The sequence below is a fragment of the Clostridium sp. KLE 1755 genome, assembly GCF_000466465.2.
In the GTDB taxonomy this organism is placed as follows: domain Bacteria; phylum Bacillota; class Clostridia; order Lachnospirales; family Lachnospiraceae; genus Eisenbergiella; species Eisenbergiella porci.
In genome coordinates this window covers 4939-22327 of record NZ_KE992729.1, presented here as the reverse complement: position 1 = coordinate 22327, position 17389 = coordinate 4939, and the positions used below count along the sequence as shown (strand labels likewise).

Annotated in this window: 16 protein-coding genes; 12 read left to right on the top strand and 4 right to left on the bottom strand. The window is 49.0% G+C overall.

Annotated elements, in window-relative coordinates:
• The first annotated feature begins 38 nt into the window (after positions 1-38).
• On the top strand, positions 39-863 hold the full coding sequence (locus tag HMPREF1548_RS16670; protein WP_021637536.1) for a DUF4037 domain-containing protein: 825 nt from the start codon (positions 39-41) through the stop codon (positions 861-863).
• Between the two features lie 206 nt (positions 864-1069).
• A complete protein-coding gene (locus HMPREF1548_RS16665; protein ID WP_021637534.1) occupies positions 1070-1927 on the top strand; it encodes an AraC family transcriptional regulator in 858 nt (285 codons plus the stop codon).
• A 175-nt stretch (positions 1928-2102) separates the two neighbouring features.
• Here HMPREF1548_RS16665 and HMPREF1548_RS16660 read toward each other — a convergent pair whose 3' ends face one another.
• Positions 2103-2555: a GNAT family N-acetyltransferase gene (locus HMPREF1548_RS16660; protein WP_021637533.1), complete on the bottom strand. Its 453-nt coding sequence runs from the start codon at positions 2553-2555 to the stop codon at positions 2103-2105.
• A gap of 479 nt (positions 2556-3034) precedes the next feature.
• Here HMPREF1548_RS16660 and HMPREF1548_RS16655 point away from each other — a divergent pair, with 479 nt between their 5' ends.
• Positions 3035-3301: a zinc ribbon domain-containing protein gene (locus HMPREF1548_RS16655; RefSeq protein WP_021637531.1), complete on the top strand. Its 267-nt coding sequence runs from the start codon at positions 3035-3037 to the stop codon at positions 3299-3301.
• Positions 3302-3391: 90 nt separating this feature from the next.
• Here the strand turns inward: HMPREF1548_RS16655 and HMPREF1548_RS16650 are convergent, their stop codons facing one another.
• The gene (locus tag HMPREF1548_RS16650; protein ID WP_021637530.1) at positions 3392-4261 is read right to left on the bottom strand and encodes an AraC family transcriptional regulator; all 870 of its coding nucleotides are present in this window, start codon (positions 4259-4261) and stop codon (positions 3392-3394) included.
• Between the two features lie 502 nt (positions 4262-4763).
• Here HMPREF1548_RS16650 and HMPREF1548_RS16645 point away from each other — a divergent pair.
• Positions 4764-5198 carry a YjdF family protein gene (locus HMPREF1548_RS16645; RefSeq protein ID WP_035322602.1) on the top strand — a complete coding sequence of 145 codons (435 nt, stop codon included), beginning with the start codon at positions 4764-4766 and terminating at the stop codon, positions 5196-5198.
• A gap of 253 nt (positions 5199-5451) precedes the next feature.
• A complete protein-coding gene (locus HMPREF1548_RS16640; RefSeq protein ID WP_021637527.1) occupies positions 5452-7368 on the top strand; it encodes a diguanylate cyclase in 1917 nt (638 codons plus the stop codon).
• 151 nt (positions 7369-7519) lie between these two features.
• Here the strand turns inward: HMPREF1548_RS16640 and carB are convergent, their stop codons facing one another.
• Positions 7520-10744 (bottom strand): carbamoyl-phosphate synthase large subunit, encoded by a 3225-nt coding sequence (gene carB, locus HMPREF1548_RS16635; protein ID WP_035322598.1) that lies wholly within the window; start codon positions 10742-10744, stop codon positions 7520-7522.
• Between the two features lie 308 nt (positions 10745-11052).
• Here carB and HMPREF1548_RS16630 point away from each other — a divergent pair, with 308 nt between their 5' ends.
• The 7 genes from HMPREF1548_RS16630 to HMPREF1548_RS16605 all read left to right on the top strand — a co-directional run bounded on the left by HMPREF1548_RS16630 (position 11053) and on the right by HMPREF1548_RS16605 (position 17082).
• Entirely contained in the window at positions 11053-11868 is an 816-nt protein-coding gene (locus HMPREF1548_RS16630; protein WP_021637525.1) for an Rpn family recombination-promoting nuclease/putative transposase, read from the top strand.
• 302 nt (positions 11869-12170) lie between these two features.
• On the top strand, positions 12171-12698 hold the full coding sequence (locus HMPREF1548_RS16625) for a PadR family transcriptional regulator (RefSeq protein ID WP_021637523.1): 528 nt from the start codon (positions 12171-12173) through the stop codon (positions 12696-12698).
• A 67-nt stretch (positions 12699-12765) separates the two neighbouring features.
• Positions 12766-13026 carry a DUF3795 domain-containing protein gene (locus HMPREF1548_RS16620; RefSeq protein WP_025491011.1) on the top strand — a complete coding sequence of 87 codons (261 nt, stop codon included), beginning with the start codon at positions 12766-12768 and terminating at the stop codon, positions 13024-13026.
• Between the two features lie 28 nt (positions 13027-13054).
• Positions 13055-13195, top strand: coding sequence for a hypothetical protein (locus HMPREF1548_RS29080; protein WP_021637521.1), 141 nt, complete (start codon positions 13055-13057; stop codon positions 13193-13195).
• 210 nt (positions 13196-13405) lie between these two features.
• Entirely contained in the window at positions 13406-14791 is a 1386-nt protein-coding gene (locus HMPREF1548_RS16615; protein ID WP_021637520.1) for a glycoside-pentoside-hexuronide (GPH):cation symporter, read from the top strand.
• A 3-nt stretch (positions 14792-14794) separates the two neighbouring features.
• Positions 14795-16684 (top strand): alpha-glucosidase, encoded by a 1890-nt coding sequence (locus tag HMPREF1548_RS16610; protein WP_021637519.1) that lies wholly within the window; start codon positions 14795-14797, stop codon positions 16682-16684.
• A gap of 5 nt (positions 16685-16689) precedes the next feature.
• Positions 16690-17082, top strand: coding sequence for a hypothetical protein (locus tag HMPREF1548_RS16605; protein ID WP_025491014.1), 393 nt, complete (start codon positions 16690-16692; stop codon positions 17080-17082).
• Between the two features lie 110 nt (positions 17083-17192).
• On the opposite strand, the gene HMPREF1548_RS30255 is transcribed toward HMPREF1548_RS16605, so the two are convergent.
• On the bottom strand, positions 17193-17389 hold a 197-nt coding region (locus HMPREF1548_RS30255; protein WP_021637516.1), incomplete at its 5' end, for a hypothetical protein.

Genomic DNA, 17389 nt, shown 5'->3' with positions numbered 1-17389 from the left:
CAGGAAAAGAAGAATGACAGCCGGAGGAGGCGGAAAAAGTGAAATTGACAGAGAAAAAGGATTTACTGGTAAATGCAGTAAGTACGATGAAAAGGGTGGAAGCGATAGGACAGACAGGGAATATGACAGAAATTCCGGTTCCTGGGCAAGGGGATTTTGACCTGTTCGTTCTTTGCGGAGTAATTCCTGATTATGAAGAGAGACAAAGCTGCTATGCCGGTCAGAGGCAGCTTTATACGGAATGCAACATGGAGGTATGCAGGGAAGATGTTCACTGGGGGACCGGAGATATTCTTCTGGTAGACGGCGTGGAAACCATGTTTATGTATTTCACAGTGGATAGCATGAAGGAGTACCTGGAAACTGTCGCCAGCGGACAAAGGCTGGAGCCGGAAGGAGAATTTTATCCGTTGGGGCGGCTTGCTACGATGCGCAGCATCCATATTTTATATGACAGGAACGGAATAATGAAGGAAATGCAGGAGAGCCTGAAAGAATATCCCGGACAGCTTCGGCAGAAAATTATTAAGAACCATTTTCCCGCAATCTGGGATGGAGAAAGCATCGACAGAGCAATTCTGCGAGGCGATGTTATATTTAACCATCGTGTGTTTCAGGCATCGCTGGATCATTACATGCAGACGTTGTATGCGCTGAACCGTACCTATTTTCCCAGCTGGAAGCGGACGGAGCAGTACATTGCCTCTTTCCGGATAAAGCCGGAAAACTGCTATGAAAGGATAAGAAAGGCGATAAAATTTTCCGCAGAACCGGAAACGATAGAAGCCTGCTATGAAGTGTGGAGGAAGCTGGTGGAGGAGCTGGAAAAACTTGTGGAGGAGAACTTAGTCATAGAAGAATAGCGCTCTGGCGCCCTGCTCCGAAAGGTTTTCAGGGTAATATTTTCCGGCTGTGCAGAATCCATGATGCAGGTTATAATAAATGAGTCCGGTGCACTGTTACAAAAAGCTCTCCGTTTCTATATGGAAAAAGAGAGGAGGGCAGTGCAAAGAACCGATAAAATAAATTGTGGCAAATACTATATATCGATATAACTAAAGGAGCGCACATGGATTGGATTGAACGGCTGAATAAGGCCATGGAATACCTGGAAGAGCATATGACGGAAGAAATTTCCTACGAAAAGGCGGCGCGTATTGCATGTTGTTCCGCCTATCATTTTCAGAGGATGTTTGCCTATATGGCAAATGTGCCCCTTTCCGAATATATCCGCCGCAGGAGGATGTCTCTGGCTGCTGAGGATTTGCAGAGTTCAGATGAGAAGATTGTGGATATCGCCTTAAAATACGGCTATGCTTCTCCTACAGCCTTCAACCGTGCTTTCCAGGGAGTACACGGTGTAGCGCCGTCTCTGGTGAAAAAAGGTAATGTCTCTGTAAAGGCCTATCCGCCGATCAGCTTTACCATAACGATAAAAGGAGCGGTCGGACTGGATTACCGGATAGAAGAAAAGAAGGCCTTCCGGGTTATCGGTGTATGCAGCCCACTGCAGGCTGAAGTGGAAAAGAATTTTGCCGTTGTCCCACAGCTATGGCAGCAGGCGGGATCGGACGGCAGCCTTTTTAAACTGGCCGGGATGATGGATGGTGAACCCAAAGGCATTTTGGGAGTGAGCGCCTGTAATGACGAAGAAGAGTGGAAGTATCTTATCTGTGTATCCAGCACTCTTCCTTTACCGGAAGGGTGGGAGGAGTATCTGGTGGAAGCATATACCTGGGCTGTTTTTACCGGCACAGGTTCCTGCCCGCAGGCGATCCAGCAGCTTGAACAGAGAATTGTGACGGAATGGCTGCCCGCTTCCGGCTATGAATATGCAGACGGCCCTGATATCGAGGTATATCTGACTCCGGATATGCAGAATTCCAGTTTTGAGGTGTGGATACCAATAAACAGAAAACGGCAGTAACGGACTGCAGGCGAACTGTAAAAAGAGAGTGAAAACACATGAGGCTTTCACTCTCCCTGATTATATAGTAGTTTTACTAAAACGTCTGCAATGTGGATGGGTTCACAGCTGCTTTAGTTTATAATAAAAAAATCCAATGGAATGATAAACTGAATAAATACCCTATGCATTGCTTCTAACAATTTCTCATAAAAATATTATCAGTATCACCGCCATAATTTATCAGAACATCAATTTTTTGAAAACCGTATTTCTCATATAAACCAGTGATGCCTGAGGGTATATACACTCTGGTAAAGCCCACTTCTTTTGCATAGCCTGCCGCACATTCAATTAGCTGCCGGCTGATCCGGTTCCCTCTGAAATCTTCATCGACAAACATTGAGCTTATCCATGGTGAGTATCTGTTTTCGGGATAATAATCTGTTTTCAGAAATGTGCAGAAGCCTATAATTTGACCATTCTGTTTTGCGCAGAATACACTTTCCCAATCGATAAAAAGGTCTTTCTTCATCATCTCGGCAAGATGGACGCCGGCGGCTTCCCAGCTACAATTTTCTGCAAAGCAGATAAGCTTGTCCCAGTCATTGCAATCTTTTGTTACCCGAAGTACTTCTAGCGTATTCATTTGTGCCTCCTTATTTGTATAAAAATAAAACCTGCTTGTATAAACAGGCTTTCCCCTTTTGCTGTTGTCTTCCAGTCAGCTATTTCAAGCGATTATCACTATACAAAAAATGGCACCTCATTTATGCTCCTCCCGGAAAATCTGATATAAATTCCAATATATTTTCAGCTTATCATGCTCCTAAGCAGCCGTCAAGAATTGCCTGTCTGGAGGAACGCAAAGGAGGAAGCTTGCCATACTGCGCAGGCTGCCGATATGGAGCCTGACCGTGACCGATCTGATAAATGACTGGGGCAGGGCGAAGGAAATAATCAGAAGCTATGTGGAAACGAGAGGACTGTGGAAATAGATAAAGACATAGGTCTATTGAAATAAGAAAGCCGGAGGTGAAAATTTTTTATCCGCCTTTTTAATCTGACATACTGTTGTCATATTATGTGTGTTAGGATGAATACATCAAAAGACGAAAGGAGTCAGATATGGAAGAAAGATTTTGCCAGAGCTGCGGAATGCCTATGGGGGATACCGATGAATTATACGGAACGGAGGCAGACGGCAGCAAGAGTACAGACTATTGCTCCTATTGCTATGCGGACGGTGCATTTACATCGGAATGTACGATGGATGAAATGATTGAAGGCTGCATCCCTCCCATGCTGGAATCAAATCCCGAATTGAAGGAAGAGGATGCACGCAGTATGATGCAGCAGTGGTTCCCCGTCCTGAAACGGTGGAAGAACAACTGAATATAAAAAAACAGGGAGCGTGTCAGCATTACAGGTTAAGCTGAGTTCAATGCAGTGCAGGCAGACTCCCTTTCTGTCATACCGGAACATTTATTTCTTCTTTTCCCTGATAGGAATCCATATTTCACTGCTGTAATCATAAGAATGGGTATCTCCCATTGTGTACATTTCCACATTAAAACCGCTCGCAAACTCATACCAGGAGTTCCCCGGCAGCCATTCATTAAAAATACGCGAATTCACCGCCTGAAGTGAGCCGGGCATCGGCCCTGTACACCGGAATTTTGCTATAGTGCAGCCCGGCAGCAGGGCTTGTGTCATACCCTCCGGAAGCTCCCCTCCCCTGTAATCGCCCGCGATAATATAACGGAACTCCCTGCTGTTACCAGGGATTTCGATACAGATGCCGTACTTTCCGATACAGCAGTCCCTGACCTGGGCCGGCGCATTTTTATTGCAGTATTTCTGCTTGAAGCTGTTCCAGAAGGACGGTATTTCATCATATGCGCTGTCGAAGGAGAAGATCCGCTCCAGACCGATTACCGGCAGCGGCTCCATTTTTTCCACTGTATAATTCAGATTACTTCCGCCTTCCACCGTGATTTTTATATGAAGCGGCTGAAAAACCTGAAGTTTGTCAGGATTTTTTTTCAGCTGCATGGGAGCCGCCCCATGAAAACGGCTGAAGGCTTTTGTGAAGCTTTCAGGAGTTTCATAACCGTATTTGTAAGCCAGATCAATGATCCTGTCATTTCCGGCCAGCACATCCAGCGCGGCAAGATACAGCCGTCTGCTGCGAAGATAAGCGCCGATAGTCATTCCGGTTATGATTTTAAAGCCCTTCTGGAAATAAAAGGGGGACAGGTTTATATGAGCGGCTATATCCTCTGCTGTAATATTTTCCATCAGATGAGCTTCCATATAATTTACAGCTTCCTTCATTGCTTCCAGCCATTCCATACCGTCAGTCCTTTCTTTCGTGCAACGCACGTTCCTGCTTAAAGTTCCACCTATTATACATGATGGCAGATTAAGTTGCCTGTCTTTTCCTGCCCATTTCTGTCCGCTCCATTTTGGCCGAATGCAGGGCAGACAGGAGAATATCATTATTATGCCACGCTCCGGTTATTTCGAACGCTTCATATAAAAAAACGGCGCAGGAAATTCTTTTGAAATTATAATAGCATAGATTGGAACAGAAGGGAGATGTTATTTTAAGCCAGAAGTTGATGAAAACCGTGTAAAAAGCGAACTGTCCCGTTGCAGACTGGCTTCGATGCCGGATGTCAGACGGGGCTGGCTTTTTTCCATCGGTATAGTATAATGAAAATGCAGAGATAAAAACACAGCCCGGTAGGTAGTCCGGGCGCAGCGGACAATATTTGTGAAAGCGCTGTCAGTAACCCTCCCTCCTTGGGTCGTCCGTTCTTTGTTCATAAATATATTTAAGGAGGATTCTTTTATGGACAGAGCATCGGAAGAAGCAGGACAGCAGGCAGTTTTGAGGGTGTTTTTTGAAGACCCGTTCTGGGTGGGGGTGTTTGAGCGCACTTCACAGGGAAGGGTATCCGTTTCAAAGATTACCTTTGGCCCGGAGCCTAAGGATTATGAGGTATGGGATTTCCTTCTCAGGAATTATTCAAAGCTGTGTTTCAGTCCTTCGGTGGAAGCTGTGGTAAAAGAAACGGGGCAAAATCCCAAAAGGATGCGGCGGCAGGTGTGCAGGGAACTGCGGCAGCCGGGCATCGGAACCAAATCCCAATTGGCGCTGAAGCTGCAGCAGGAGGAACGGAAAACGCAGCGCAGAACGGTGAGCCGCAGGCAGCGGGAAGCCGAAAAGCAGCGGTTGTTTGACTTGAAGCAGCAGAAACGGAAGGAAAAACATAAGGGAAGATAGGAAAGGATAGGAAAAGAGACGGCCGCCGGGAGTTTCACCGTAAAGCGGCCGCCTCTTTGCTTATTTTGTATTCTTTTGTTCGAATTCATTTGTCCGTTACCTCTGATATCATTTTATTAAAGAGGGAAATGAGGAAATTTTTTACCGGCGGCGCCCATGTAATCTTCTTTCCTGCAAATCCTGCATTTTACTTGAATTATATAGCGATGGGCCATATACTGGAATAAGAAATAACAAAAAAGGAGCGGTCAGGATGCAGAAAATTTTTATCCGCTATATGAGTGCCGTGGTTATTGTCGCCCTTTTGGCTATTTTGGCGATGAACTGGGGACTGCAGGAATTCAACGCCCGGAACCGGATGATGGAGAATTCCGAAATGAAGCTGGATCAAATCGTGCAGACGCTGGAAAATAATGAGGTGGAGCTTCAGAATCTGAAGGACAGTCTCAGCGAAGATTACCTGACCCGCGCCTATGCGTTTGCTTATATTATAGAGCAGAACCCGGAGGTGCTTGGCAGCCAGTCCGAGCTGGAGAGGATTGCCCGGCTGCTTAACGTGGATGAGCTGCATGTTATTGATGAAAACGGCATCCTGTTTGCAGGAAGCGTTCCGTTGTATTTTGGTATGGATTTTCATGATACGGATCAGACAAGAGAGTTCCTGCCCATTCTGGAGGATCCGGACTCTTACCTGGTCCAGGATATCCGTCCCAACGGCTATGAGCAGAAGGTCTTTCAGTATATCGGCGTGGCTAGAAAGGATCAGAAGGGGATTGTGCAGGTGGGGATGGCTCCTACCAGAATGCTGGAGGCTCAAAAGAGAAACCAGCTGGAGTATATATTGTCGCGTATGCCCCTGGATTCAGGGACTATGCTTTTTACGGTGGATAAGGATACGCAGAAGGTTCTGATTTACTATAATGAACGGATGGATGAGTATGACCTTTCAGAGTTCGGTGCCACGCCGGATGCGCTTGCCGGTCTGTCAAGCGGTGTATTTATGGAGGAGGGCGGCCAGAGAATATTTTATGTAACCAGGGAATATGGAAATATACTGCTTGGTATGGGGAAAACGTCGAAGGCGCTTTATAAGGATCGGAACCTGCAGCTGTTTTTGACCATGGCCTTTCTCATATTTGCATGCCTTATCATGATATCTGTAATCAACTGGCTGCTGAAAATAAAAATCGTAAACGGAATCCACCGCATCACCGATGATCTTTCCAAAATCACGGAGGGCAGGCTGGATACGGTGGTAAATGTGGACAATAACCCGGAGTTCAGGCTGCTGAGCCAGGGGATTAATAAAATGGTGCAGGGAATACTGAACGCCACCGTGCGGGTATCCCAGGTAATTGATGTGGTGGATATGCCTATCGGCGTTTTTGAATATGGAAAGGACAGCAGGGAGGTGATGGCCACCGACAGGCTGCGCCTGGTTCTTGGCTGGACGGAGGAAGAGGGCAAAAAACTGTATCAGGATAAGGAGAACTTCGAAAAACGTCTCCGGGAAATTCTCTGCAGGCCGGCAGCAGGGGAAAAGAATGTGTATCAGGTTTCGGAGAAGCCTGAAAAATGGGTCAGGCTTCAGATGAATTCAGATGAAAACGGAACCTTCGGTATTGCCGCGGATGTGACAAAGGATATGCAGGAAAAGTGGAAAATCCAGCATGAAAGGGATTATGATTCCCTGACGGGCCTGTGTAATATTGATACCTTCAAAAAAGAGGTTTCTCTTGTACTGGAGCAGGGAAATCCCGGTGCGGCGGCCATGGTAATGATGGATCTGGATAATTTCAAGGGGATTAATGATCGTTATGGCCACGACTGGGGCGATGAATATCTGAGGCGCTGCGCCCGCATCCTGGAAAAAAGCAATGGGGAACGGGGCATAGCGGCCAGAAGGTCGGGAGATGAATTCTGCCTGTTTCTGCATCATTTTTCTTCCAGGGAGGAAATCGCCAATTATATGGAAGAACTGTACGGGGAAATCCGTGCCGGGGAAATCACTTTCCCTGACGGAAGCACCGGCTTCCTGCGAATCTCCTCAGGGCTGGCCTGGTACGGGGAATCGCTTAACAGTGGCAGCATGCTGCTGCGGGCGGCGGATTATGCGCTGTATGATGCAAAGAACAATGGAAAAGGAATATGGAAGCAGTATTCCCTGTGAGATACAGGAAAACTGAAGAAAGTAAGCCGCAGGAAATCGGGAATTTCCTGCGGCTTTTATTTCCGCGGCTTACCCCGGCCGCGGCCTTGTTGCACTTTTACTAAACTGTATTAAAACGGTACAGATACTTTTTATTCAGAAGCTGTTACCATTATTTGCTGCTGATTTCACTGTGCAGCTCCTGAATGGATTTTACTTCTCCGTTGCCGTGTTCCTTCACATACTTGATTCCCTTTGCGGTAGCGCGTGCAGCGGCAATGGTGGTCATGTAAGGAATTTTTGCTTTGATGGCGGCTTTCCTTAAATAGCTGTCGTCATGCATGCTTTCCTTGCCGACAGGAGAGTTTACAACCAGCTGGATTTTTCCGTTGGTGATGAGGTCGAGGATATTCGGCCTGCCTTCATAAAGCTTGTTAACCCTTTCCGCTTCAATGCCTGCTTCTCTGATGAGATTGCAGGTGTTTTCTGTTGCGATGATTTTAAAGCCTGCTTCAGCAAATGCCTTTGCCACCTCAACCACCTCGGCCTTGTCCTTTCTGTTTACGGAAATCAGGACGGTGCCTTCCAGGGGAAGACGGGACTGGGTTGCTTCCTGCGCTTTATAGAACGCTTCGCCATAGTAGGTGGACAGGCCCAAAACTTCGCCGGTGGAGCGCATTTCCGGTCCGAGAACCGGATCGACCTCCGGGAACATATTGAAGGGGAATACCGCTTCCTTTACACCGTAGTAAGGGATATGCTGCTCCTTCAATCCGGAAATGGGGGAGGGCTTGCCGGTAAGCTCTGCAGTGATGATATCAATGGCAAGGGGCACCATACGGATATTGCATACCTTGGATACTAACGGCACGGTACGGGATGCGCGGGGATTGGCCTCCAGCACATAAACTCTGCCATTTTCGATGGCATACTGCATGTTCATCAGGCCTTTTACATGCATTTCTTCCGCAATCCTTCTTGTATAATCCTTGATTGTTTTCACATTTTCCTCAGAAATGTGTACGGAAGGGATAATGCAGGCGGAGTCTCCGGAATGCACGCCTGCCAGCTCAATATGCTCCATAACTGCAGGAACAAAGGCATGTGTCCCGTCGCTGATGGCATCCGCTTCACATTCCATGGCATGGTTCAGGAAACGGTCGATGAGGATGGGGCGGTCGGGAGTAACGCCGACTGCAGCCTTCATATAGCCCGCCATGCTTTCATCATCGTAAACCACTTCCATGCCGCGGCCTCCTAAAACGTAAGAAGGACGGACCATTACGGGATAGCCAATCCGGTTGGCAATCTCAAGCGCTTCCTCCACGGTGGTTGCCATTCCTGACTCCGGCATGGGGATTTCCAGTTTTTCCATCATGGCGCGGAACAGGTCGCGATCCTCTGCCAGATCGATAACGGAAGGGGAGGTGCCGAGAATTTTCACACCGTTCTTTTCCAGTTCATTTGCAAGATTCAGAGGCGTCTGTCCGCCGAACTGTGCGATAACGCCCACCGGTTTTTCCTTTTTATAGATACTCAGTACATCCTCCAGGGTCAGCGGTTCAAAATACAGCTTGTCGGAGGTGTCGTAGTCGGTGGAAACAGTTTCCGGGTTACAGTTAACGATGATGGTTTCAAAGCCCAGCTTTTTCAGGGCCAGTGAGGCATGAACGCAGCAGTAGTCGAATTCGATGCCCTGTCCGATACGGTTGGGGCCGCCGCCGAGAATCATAACCTTGGGTTTGTCGTTGGAGATGGGATTCTTATCCTCCGCGTTGTAGGTGGAGTAGTAGTAGGCGCTGTCGGCAGTGCCGCTTACATGGACGCCTTCCCAGGCTTCCTCCACACCCAGCGCAATACGGCGGTTCCGGATATCGTCTTCCGGGATTTCAAGGATCTGGCTTAAGTATTTGTCGGAGAAGCCATCCTTCTTTGCAGCAATCAGGCGGTCATCGGCAGGAAGGCTGCCTTTATGGGCGGCAAGCGCCTCTTCTTCTTCCACCAGTTCCTTCATCTGCTGTATAAAGTAGGTTTTTACCTTGGTAATGTCATGGATTTCATCAATGGTGGCACCCTTGCGGAGCGCTTCATACATGATAAAATGACGTTCACTGGAGGGCGTAATCAGCATGGAGAGGAGCTGTTCCTTTGTTTTGCTGTCAAAATCCTTCGCATGGCCCAGGCCGTAGCGGCCGGTTTCCAGGCTGCGGATGGCTTTCTGGAAGGCTTCCTTGTAGTTCTTGCCGATGCTCATGACTTCGCCTACCGCACGCATCTGCGTACCCAGCTTGTCTTCCACGCCTTTGAATTTTTCAAAGGCCCAGCGGGCGAACTTGATTACCACATAGTCTCCGTCGGGCACATATTTGTCCAGAGTCCCGTATTTTCCGCAGGGGATGTCCTTCAGGGTGAGGCCGCAGGCCAGCATGGCGGAAACGAGGGCGATAGGGAAGCCGGTAGCCTTGGAAGCCAGAGCGGAGGAACGGGAGGTACGGGGATTGATTTCGATAACAACGATGCGGTCGGTTTCCGGATCATGGGCAAACTGTACGTTGGTGCCGCCGATAACCTGAACGCTTTCAACGATTTTATAAGCCTGCTCCTGCAGACGCTTCTGACATTCCTCAGAAATGGTGAGCATAGGGGCGGAACAGAAAGAATCGCCGGTATGCACGCCGAGGGGATCGATATTCTCAATAAAGCAGACGGTGATCATGTTGTTTTCACAGTCCCTGACAATTTCCAGCTCCAGCTCTTCCCAGCCGAGAATGGATTCTTCCACAAGAACCTGTCCCACCAGGCTTGCCTGGAGGCCTCTTGCGCATACTGTTTTCAGCTCGTCCACATTGTAAACGAGTCCGCCGCCTGCGCCGCCCATGGTATAAGCGGGACGGAGTACTACGGGATAGCCGAGACGATCCGCAATGGACAGCGCCTCTTCCACGCTGTAGGCAACCTCGCTGCGGGCCATTTCAATGCCCAGCTCGTTCATGGCTTTTTTGAATTCGATACGGTCTTCGCCGCGTTCGATGGCATCCACCTGGACGCCGATAACCTGAACGTTATATTTTTCCAGAACGCCGGCTTTGTTCAGCTCCGCGCACAGGTTCAGTCCGGACTGTCCGCCCAGGTTGGGCAGCAGGGCGTCGGGCCTTTCCTTGGCGATAATCTGCTCCAGCCGTTCCACATTCAGCGGTTCGATGTAAGTAACATCGGCTGTTTCCGGATCGGTCATAATGGTTGCAGGATTGGAATTAACGAGTACGATTTCATAACCCAGTCTCTTGAGTGCTTTACATGCCTGGGTTCCGGAATAGTCAAATTCGCAGGCCTGACCGATGATGATCGGACCGGAACCGATGATAAGTACTTTGTGAATGTCTGTTCTTTGTGACATATTTCCTCCATTCTGCTGCAGAAAATCCGCAGCCCTAGTATCAGGCGGGAAAACGGCGCCAGCTTTTACGCATCTGTACGCAGACCGAAATGGAAAGAACCATCTGATCCCTTCCGCCCGTTCTGCAGTAATTTCCCTTTGCAGTATATTATATAGGAAAATCGCCAAAAGGCAAATCATATTTTTTATGAATTATAAAAAGAAAATAAAGTGATAAAAAATAGTTGCTAAAACAATAATGTTTTATTATACTGAAAATCAGGAAAAGAATATTTCCTGACGGCTTCTGTTATCAGTCAGGAGTAAAGATGAAAGCAAGAGATAAGTTTCAGGAGTTAAATCTGAGCAATGCCTTCCTGTTCGCAGCGGTGATGAATGACGCAGAGGTCTGCCGGCTGGTGCTGGAGATTTTGACAGGAGAACCTGTGGAAGCGGTGAATGTGCAGAGTGAACAGAGTATTTTATTCAGTTCCGATTTCAGGAGCGTGCGTCTTGATGTTTATGCCAGGGACTGCCTGGAGGTAGAGTACGATCTGGAAATGGAGAATGGCGGCGAAAGTCTGCCAAAGCGCAGCCGGTATTACCAGTCCCAGATGGACGTAGCCGCTCTGAAGCCGGGGGATGATGTGGATCTGCTGGGATTGAGCTATGTTATATTTCTGTGTACCTTTGATCCTTTTGACGAGGGACTGTATCGTTATCGTTTTGAAAATACCTGCACGGAAACAGGAAACAGCCTGGGAGACGGAACGAAAAAAATATTTCTGAATACCAGGGGACGGACAAAAAAGGATGTATCAGAGGAACTGCTGCATTTTCTGGCCTATGTGGAAAATACTACGGATGAATGTGCGGCATTGTACAATGATCGGAAGCTTGACAGGATTCACCGGAAGGTGAAGGAACTGAAGGCAAGCCGGGAATGGAGGGCGAGGTATATGAAGTTTGAGGAGCTGCTTTCTAAGGAACGTGAGGATGGCGTGAATGAAGGAAAGTTGGCCGGTGAAAAAAGGATGCTGGCTTTGGTGCGCGCCATGCTTCAGGATAACCGGAGCGATGAAATCCCGTTGCTGGAAACAGATGAAAAGCTGCGGGAAGAGCTGTTCAGGGAATATCATATATAATTCAATAATTCTATTCTTCTCAGCTGCCCGTCCGGGCAGCGTCTTTAGCGGACCGGGGGTTATACTGCCGGTCTGTTCAGGCATTTTATGTGCCTGATTTCAAATTTTCCAATATATAATAAATTCAGATAACGGCCTGCCGGGCGGGAAATATTTTTTTCTTTTTAAGGTCAGTTTTAGCCTTTTATAATTATTACGTCTTTCTTGTTTATATTCAGGCAACGGCATACGGATTTTCACTTCAATAGTTGACATATACTATAAAATATACTACACTAATTTATAGGATAAGGAGGTGTTACATGGCAGCCATAGATCTGATAGTTCTGGGAATGATTAAGCAGCAGCCGCAAAGCGCTTATGAGCTCCAGAAAAATGTAGAGTACAGGAACATATCCCGCTGGGTAAAAATCAGCACGCCTTCCATATACAAGAAGGTTATCCAGCTGGAGGAGAAGGGATATCTGGAGGCGGAGCTTGTCCGGGAGGGAAATATGCCGGAGAAAAGCGTCTACCGGATAACGCCGGAGGGCGAACATTTTTTTATGGACCTGATGGAAAAAACAGCGCGGGAAACCGTGAGTATTTTCCTGAATTTCAATGCGGTGATCATGAACCTGGATTTTATGCCGGAGGAAAAGAGAAAGGAGCTTCTGGAAGGAATACATGACGGAATCAGCGATCTGAAGGAAACCATCGAGGTAAAAAGCGGTGAAAGACAGCATATTCCGCTGACAGGGCGGACCATACTGCAGCAGCAGCTGGAAATGACGGAGGCAATGGAGCGCTGGCTTACCGGCTTTGAAAAGGAGTATCTGAAGAAAAAATGAGGCCGCTGTGATAAGCAGCGGCGTAAAAAACGTGCAGGTCCGCATCAGCGGATGGAGAGGAGAAGGTATGTACGAATCAAGATGCGGCGTATGCTGCAACAGCTGTGAAAGAAAAGAGGCCGTTCACTGTACCGGCTGTCTGACCATGGAAAAACCGTTCTGGGGCGGAGAATGCCAGGTGAAAAGCTGCTGCCAGGAAAGAGGATTGAACCACTGTGGGGAGTGTGAGGAGTTTCCCTGTGAGGTTTTAAGCAGCATGGGCGTGGATCAGGGCTTTGATCCCACAATTAAAATTGAGCAGTGCAGAAAATGGGCCCAGGAGAAGTAATGGCACTCTTTGTGAAAAAGGGCTGCCTGTGATCTATGAGGAAGGACCCGGAGCCCACGAATGGGATTTCTGGAACCGTTATATCAAACGGATTCTGGTCTGGCTTCCTTTAGAGGAGCCGGCAGCAGGAAGCTACAGCGGAAATGTAGGTGATGCCGGGCGGCCGTAGACTGTGCTGCAGAGACAAAGGTAATTGTTCAGTCCCTTCACAGTTACTGCAGGATTCGGTTGCAACTGGCGTCGTACTGGGGCATAATAAAGATAACAGCTAAAGAGGACGGACGAGCCGGCGGTAATACCGGCTCGTCATTTCCGCGGGCAGTGCAGGAGCGCGGCAAAAGCAGGAAGAACGTCGGGTGCGCAAAAGGGAGGGGCTTACGTGAAGCAAAATGGAAAACGCAACAAGTATACCTTTGGATTAGGGACCATAGGCAGGGATATGGTCTATTCCATGGTGAGCATGTATCTGATTTATTATCTTACGGACATTATTGAACTGCCCACATCGACACTTTGGTGGATCACGGCAATCGTTCTTTGTGCCCGTATTTTTGATGCGTTAAACGATCCGATTATGGGCGTGATTGTGGATAATACAGACACAAAATATGGGAAATTCAAGCCCTGGATCGCACTGGGCGCATTACTTTCAGGAATGCTGACCGTCCTGCTCTTTACGGATTTCGGACTGCAGGGAGCGGCCTATATCGCCGTATTTGCCCTGATTTATGTGGCCTGGGGGCTGGCCTATATCGCGAATGACATTTCCTACTGGTCCATGCTGCCTTCCCTGAGCCTGGAGCAGAAGGAGCGGGAGCAAATCGGATCCGTTGCCAGGATTTGCGCCAATATAGGCCTGTTTTTCGTGGTTGCGGGGATTGTGCCTATTACCACTGCCTTCGGAAATGCCCTGGGAAGCATGCAAAAGGGCTACTTTGCCTTTTCATTCCTGGTGGTGGCCGTGATGTGGGCGGGCCAGTGCGTCACCCTTGTTGGAGTGCGTGAGCCAAGGGAGCTGGTGGTGAAAAATAAGCATACCAGCCTGCGGGAGCTGCTGCAGGTGATTTTCAAAAACGACCAGCTTCTTTACACAGCAATTTCCATGGCGCTGTTCATGATTGGCTATACCACAACCACCAGCTTCGGCCTTTATTTTTTCAAATATGCCTATGGGGATGAGGGGATGTATTCTGTTTTTGCGCTGATTCTTGGCGTTTCCCAGATCGCCGCGCTGGTGGTGTTCCCCTGGATCAGCAGGTTCTTCGAGCGGAAGACGCTCTATGCCTTTGCCACCGCACTGGTGGTGGCCGGCTATCTCATCTTTTTCTTTGCGCCGCTTGATACCATGCTCTTTATCGGAATCGCCGGCGTTCTGCTCTTCGTGGGGCAGGCATTTATCCAGCTGATGATGCTCATGTTTCTGGCGGATACGGTGGAATACGGGTTCTGGAAATCGGGACGCAGAAATGACAGCGTCACCTTTTCACTCCAGCCGTTTATCAATAAAATGGGCGGCGCGGTTTCCTCCGGCGTGGTAAGCGCCACGGTCATCCTGTCCGGCATCAAGGAGGCGCAGAGCGCGGCGGATGTAACGGCCGAAGGCCTGCTGATGATGAAAACGGCCATGATGGTTTTCCCGTTGATTTGCATTGTGGCGGGTTTCCTGCTTTACCTGAAAAAGTATAAAATTGACCGAAAGCTTTATGAACAGATTTTGAAGGACTTAAAGGAGAGAGGCGATCTCAGAATCGGGGAAGGAGAGTGAACCATGTATCACGAAATTACAATGAAAAGCAGCTTGAGAGAGGTATACGCCCACCCCGTCGGACACGACATCCTGAAAAAAATCCTTCTGCAGGCAGGTATGCAGGATAAGCTTCTTACCAGCCGGCTGACCGGCTCCCTGTCCCTGCAGGCTCTGTCCGTACTGACGAAAAAAATGCTGGATGATGCCTTCTGGCAGACCTTTCTGCATCTGCTCAACAGCGAACAGGACCGCCCGGACGGGGGAGATGGGGAGCTTATTAAAAAGTGGTGGAAGGAAGCCGTTTTTTACCAGATCTATCCCCGCAGCTTCTGTGATACGAACGGCGACGGAATCGGTGATTTGAAGGGAATTATCGGAAAACTGGATTACCTGCATACGCTGGGGGCGGACGCTGTCTGGCTGTCGCCGATCTATGATTCGCCCAACGACGACAACGGCTATGATATCCGGGATTATCATAAGATAATGAAGGAATTCGGTACCATGGAGGAGTTTGACGCCCTGCTTTCCGGTCTGCACCAGAGGGGAATGCGGCTGATTATGGATTTGGTGGTTAACCATACCTCAGACGAGCACGAATGGTTCCGGGAGGCGGTAAGGGATCCTTACGGCCCCTGCCATGATTACTATATTTTCCGGGAAAATGAGGACGGGAGAGAGCCGAATAACTGGACGTCCTTTTTCGGCCAGGGAAAATACGGGGATGCCTGGCGCTATATTCCGCAGAATGACGAATGGGCGCTGCATCTTTTTTCCAAAAAACAGATGGATTTAAACTGGGATAATCCAAAGCTTCGCTCCGAAATCATTTCCATGGTAAAATGGTGGCTGGAAAAGGGCGTGGACGGCTTCCGCCTGGATGTTATCAACTATATTTCCAAGGAGGAAGGGCTTCCCTACGGCAATGAAAGCGTGGGAAAAATGATGGGCTATGTGGGAATTGAGCATTATTTTTACGGCCCCCATCTTCATGATTATCTGCGGGAGCTGCGCTGTAAGGCGTTTGATACTACCGACGCTTTTTCCGTGGGAGAGACGCCGGGGGTGGGAATGCAGATGGCCAGGCTTCTTACCGGGGAGGACAGGCATGAGCTGGACATGATTTTCTCCTTTGATCATCTGGAAACGCCGGGACATACCCGTTTTGACGACTATCGCTACGATCTGAACTACCTGAAGCAGTATTATACGGAATGGATGGAGGGTTATGGAAGCGGCTGCTGGATGTCGCTCTTTTTCGAAAACCATGACAATCCCCGGATGATATCCAAAATAAACGAAGACCCGGAGTACCGCTTTGCCATCGGTAAGCTTCTGGGAATGATCCAGTTTACGCTGCGGGGAACGCCTTTTATCTATCAGGGGCAGGAGCTGGGAGCAATCAACGGGTCGTTTACGGATATATCACAGATTCAGGATGTGGAGAGCCGGAACCTGTATGAAGAATTCTGCCGTACCATGGGCGAAGAGGAGGCACTGCGCCGGATCCTTGCAGGGACCCGCGATCATGCCAGGCTCATGATGGACTGGCAGGAGGTATGCCGTCAGAAAAACGACAGAGAATCCATCTATTATTTTTATAAAAAACTGATAGCCCTGCGGAAAAAATATCCCGCGCTTGTTTACGGGGAAGTCAGGATTGTCCATAAGGAGAAGAAAAATTTCTTCGCCTGGTTCCGTGAACTGGGCAACGAGGCTTTTTATGTGGAATGCAATCTCAGCGAAAAGCAGAGAAAGCGCCCGCCCCGCCCGGAGGGCTTTTGCCCCTTGCTATCCAACTATAGCCGGATAGAGAGCAGGATGCAGCCCTATGAGGCCTGCCTTTACCGCTTTAAAAAGGAAGCTGCCGTTTGCGGTGAGGGTTCCGCCAAAGCGCCGGAAGGAAGGTGACGGACATGGATAAGCATATGGATAAGAAAAGCAATGTCTCCAGCCCGGTGATATTGCTCCTTTCCTTTTTATTTATCGCGTTGGAAAGCGTCCGCCTTTTCACTGGTAAACAAAGCGCCTATTTTACAGACGCCATCCTGCCGGCTGTATGGATTGCAGCTTATTTTCTCATAATAGCCGTGCTGCTTTTGGCCTGCTTCCTCCTCTGCATCCGGGGAATGCGCCGCCAATGGCACCACCTTTTACGCATTCCCCTGGCCATGTACTTCCTTTATTGCCTGGCGGTAGCCGGCCTTATCCTCACCACCGGCTATGCCCCGCTGATTCTGCTTCCCGTCATGGTGGGAATTATCGTCATCATAGTAGAAATCATCAACGAAAGAACCCTGGTCCGTTGAGCGGGGGAGGGGGAAACGTCCCGGTTCCGGTGCCGTCCGCCCTTTGTCCGCGCAGGCTGCGGCCGGGCTTCCTTTTCCCAGGCCGGCGGGGCGTGTTTTCGGTTCCAGTCTCAAAAACGGGGTGTTTCTAAACGTTCCCCAATACCGGGCATCTGCCAATGCGGCCCAAACTCCTCCGCAGCGGCACTGGAAGCTGCGGCGCGTGAAAAGGTTTTGAGGCCTGCTGCGTCGTCAGACAGGCCGCTAAGGGCGGCAGAAGCCCGGCCCTGGGGAGCGGTAAGAAACATCTCCGTTTTTTCCAATGGAG

Bases quoted from the DNA above. Each gene is read 5' to 3' on its own strand.
- HMPREF1548_RS16610 (WP_021637519.1), top strand. From the start codon at position 14,795: ATGTATCACGAAATTACAATGAAAAGCAGCTTGAGAGAGGTATACGCC.
- HMPREF1548_RS16655 (WP_021637531.1), top strand. From the start codon at position 3,035: ATGGAAGAAAGATTTTGCCAGAGCTGCGGAATGCCTATGGGGGATACC.
- HMPREF1548_RS16660 (WP_021637533.1), bottom strand. From the start codon at position 2,555: ATGAATACGCTAGAAGTACTTCGGGTAACAAAAGATTGCAATGACTGG.
- HMPREF1548_RS16640 (WP_021637527.1), top strand. From the start codon at position 5,452: ATGCAGAAAATTTTTATCCGCTATATGAGTGCCGTGGTTATTGTCGCC.
- HMPREF1548_RS16630 (WP_021637525.1), top strand. From the start codon at position 11,053: ATGAAAGCAAGAGATAAGTTTCAGGAGTTAAATCTGAGCAATGCCTTC.
- HMPREF1548_RS16605 (WP_025491014.1), top strand. From the start codon at position 16,690: ATGGATAAGCATATGGATAAGAAAAGCAATGTCTCCAGCCCGGTGATA.
- HMPREF1548_RS16665 (WP_021637534.1), top strand. From the start codon at position 1,070: ATGGATTGGATTGAACGGCTGAATAAGGCCATGGAATACCTGGAAGAG.
- carB (WP_035322598.1), bottom strand. From the start codon at position 10,744: ATGTCACAAAGAACAGACATTCACAAAGTACTTATCATCGGTTCCGGT.
- HMPREF1548_RS16620 (WP_025491011.1), top strand. From the start codon at position 12,766: ATGTACGAATCAAGATGCGGCGTATGCTGCAACAGCTGTGAAAGAAAA.
- HMPREF1548_RS16645 (WP_035322602.1), top strand. From the start codon at position 4,764: ATGGACAGAGCATCGGAAGAAGCAGGACAGCAGGCAGTTTTGAGGGTG.
- HMPREF1548_RS16625 (WP_021637523.1), top strand. From the start codon at position 12,171: ATGGCAGCCATAGATCTGATAGTTCTGGGAATGATTAAGCAGCAGCCG.
- HMPREF1548_RS16650 (WP_021637530.1), bottom strand. From the start codon at position 4,261: ATGGAATGGCTGGAAGCAATGAAGGAAGCTGTAAATTATATGGAAGCT.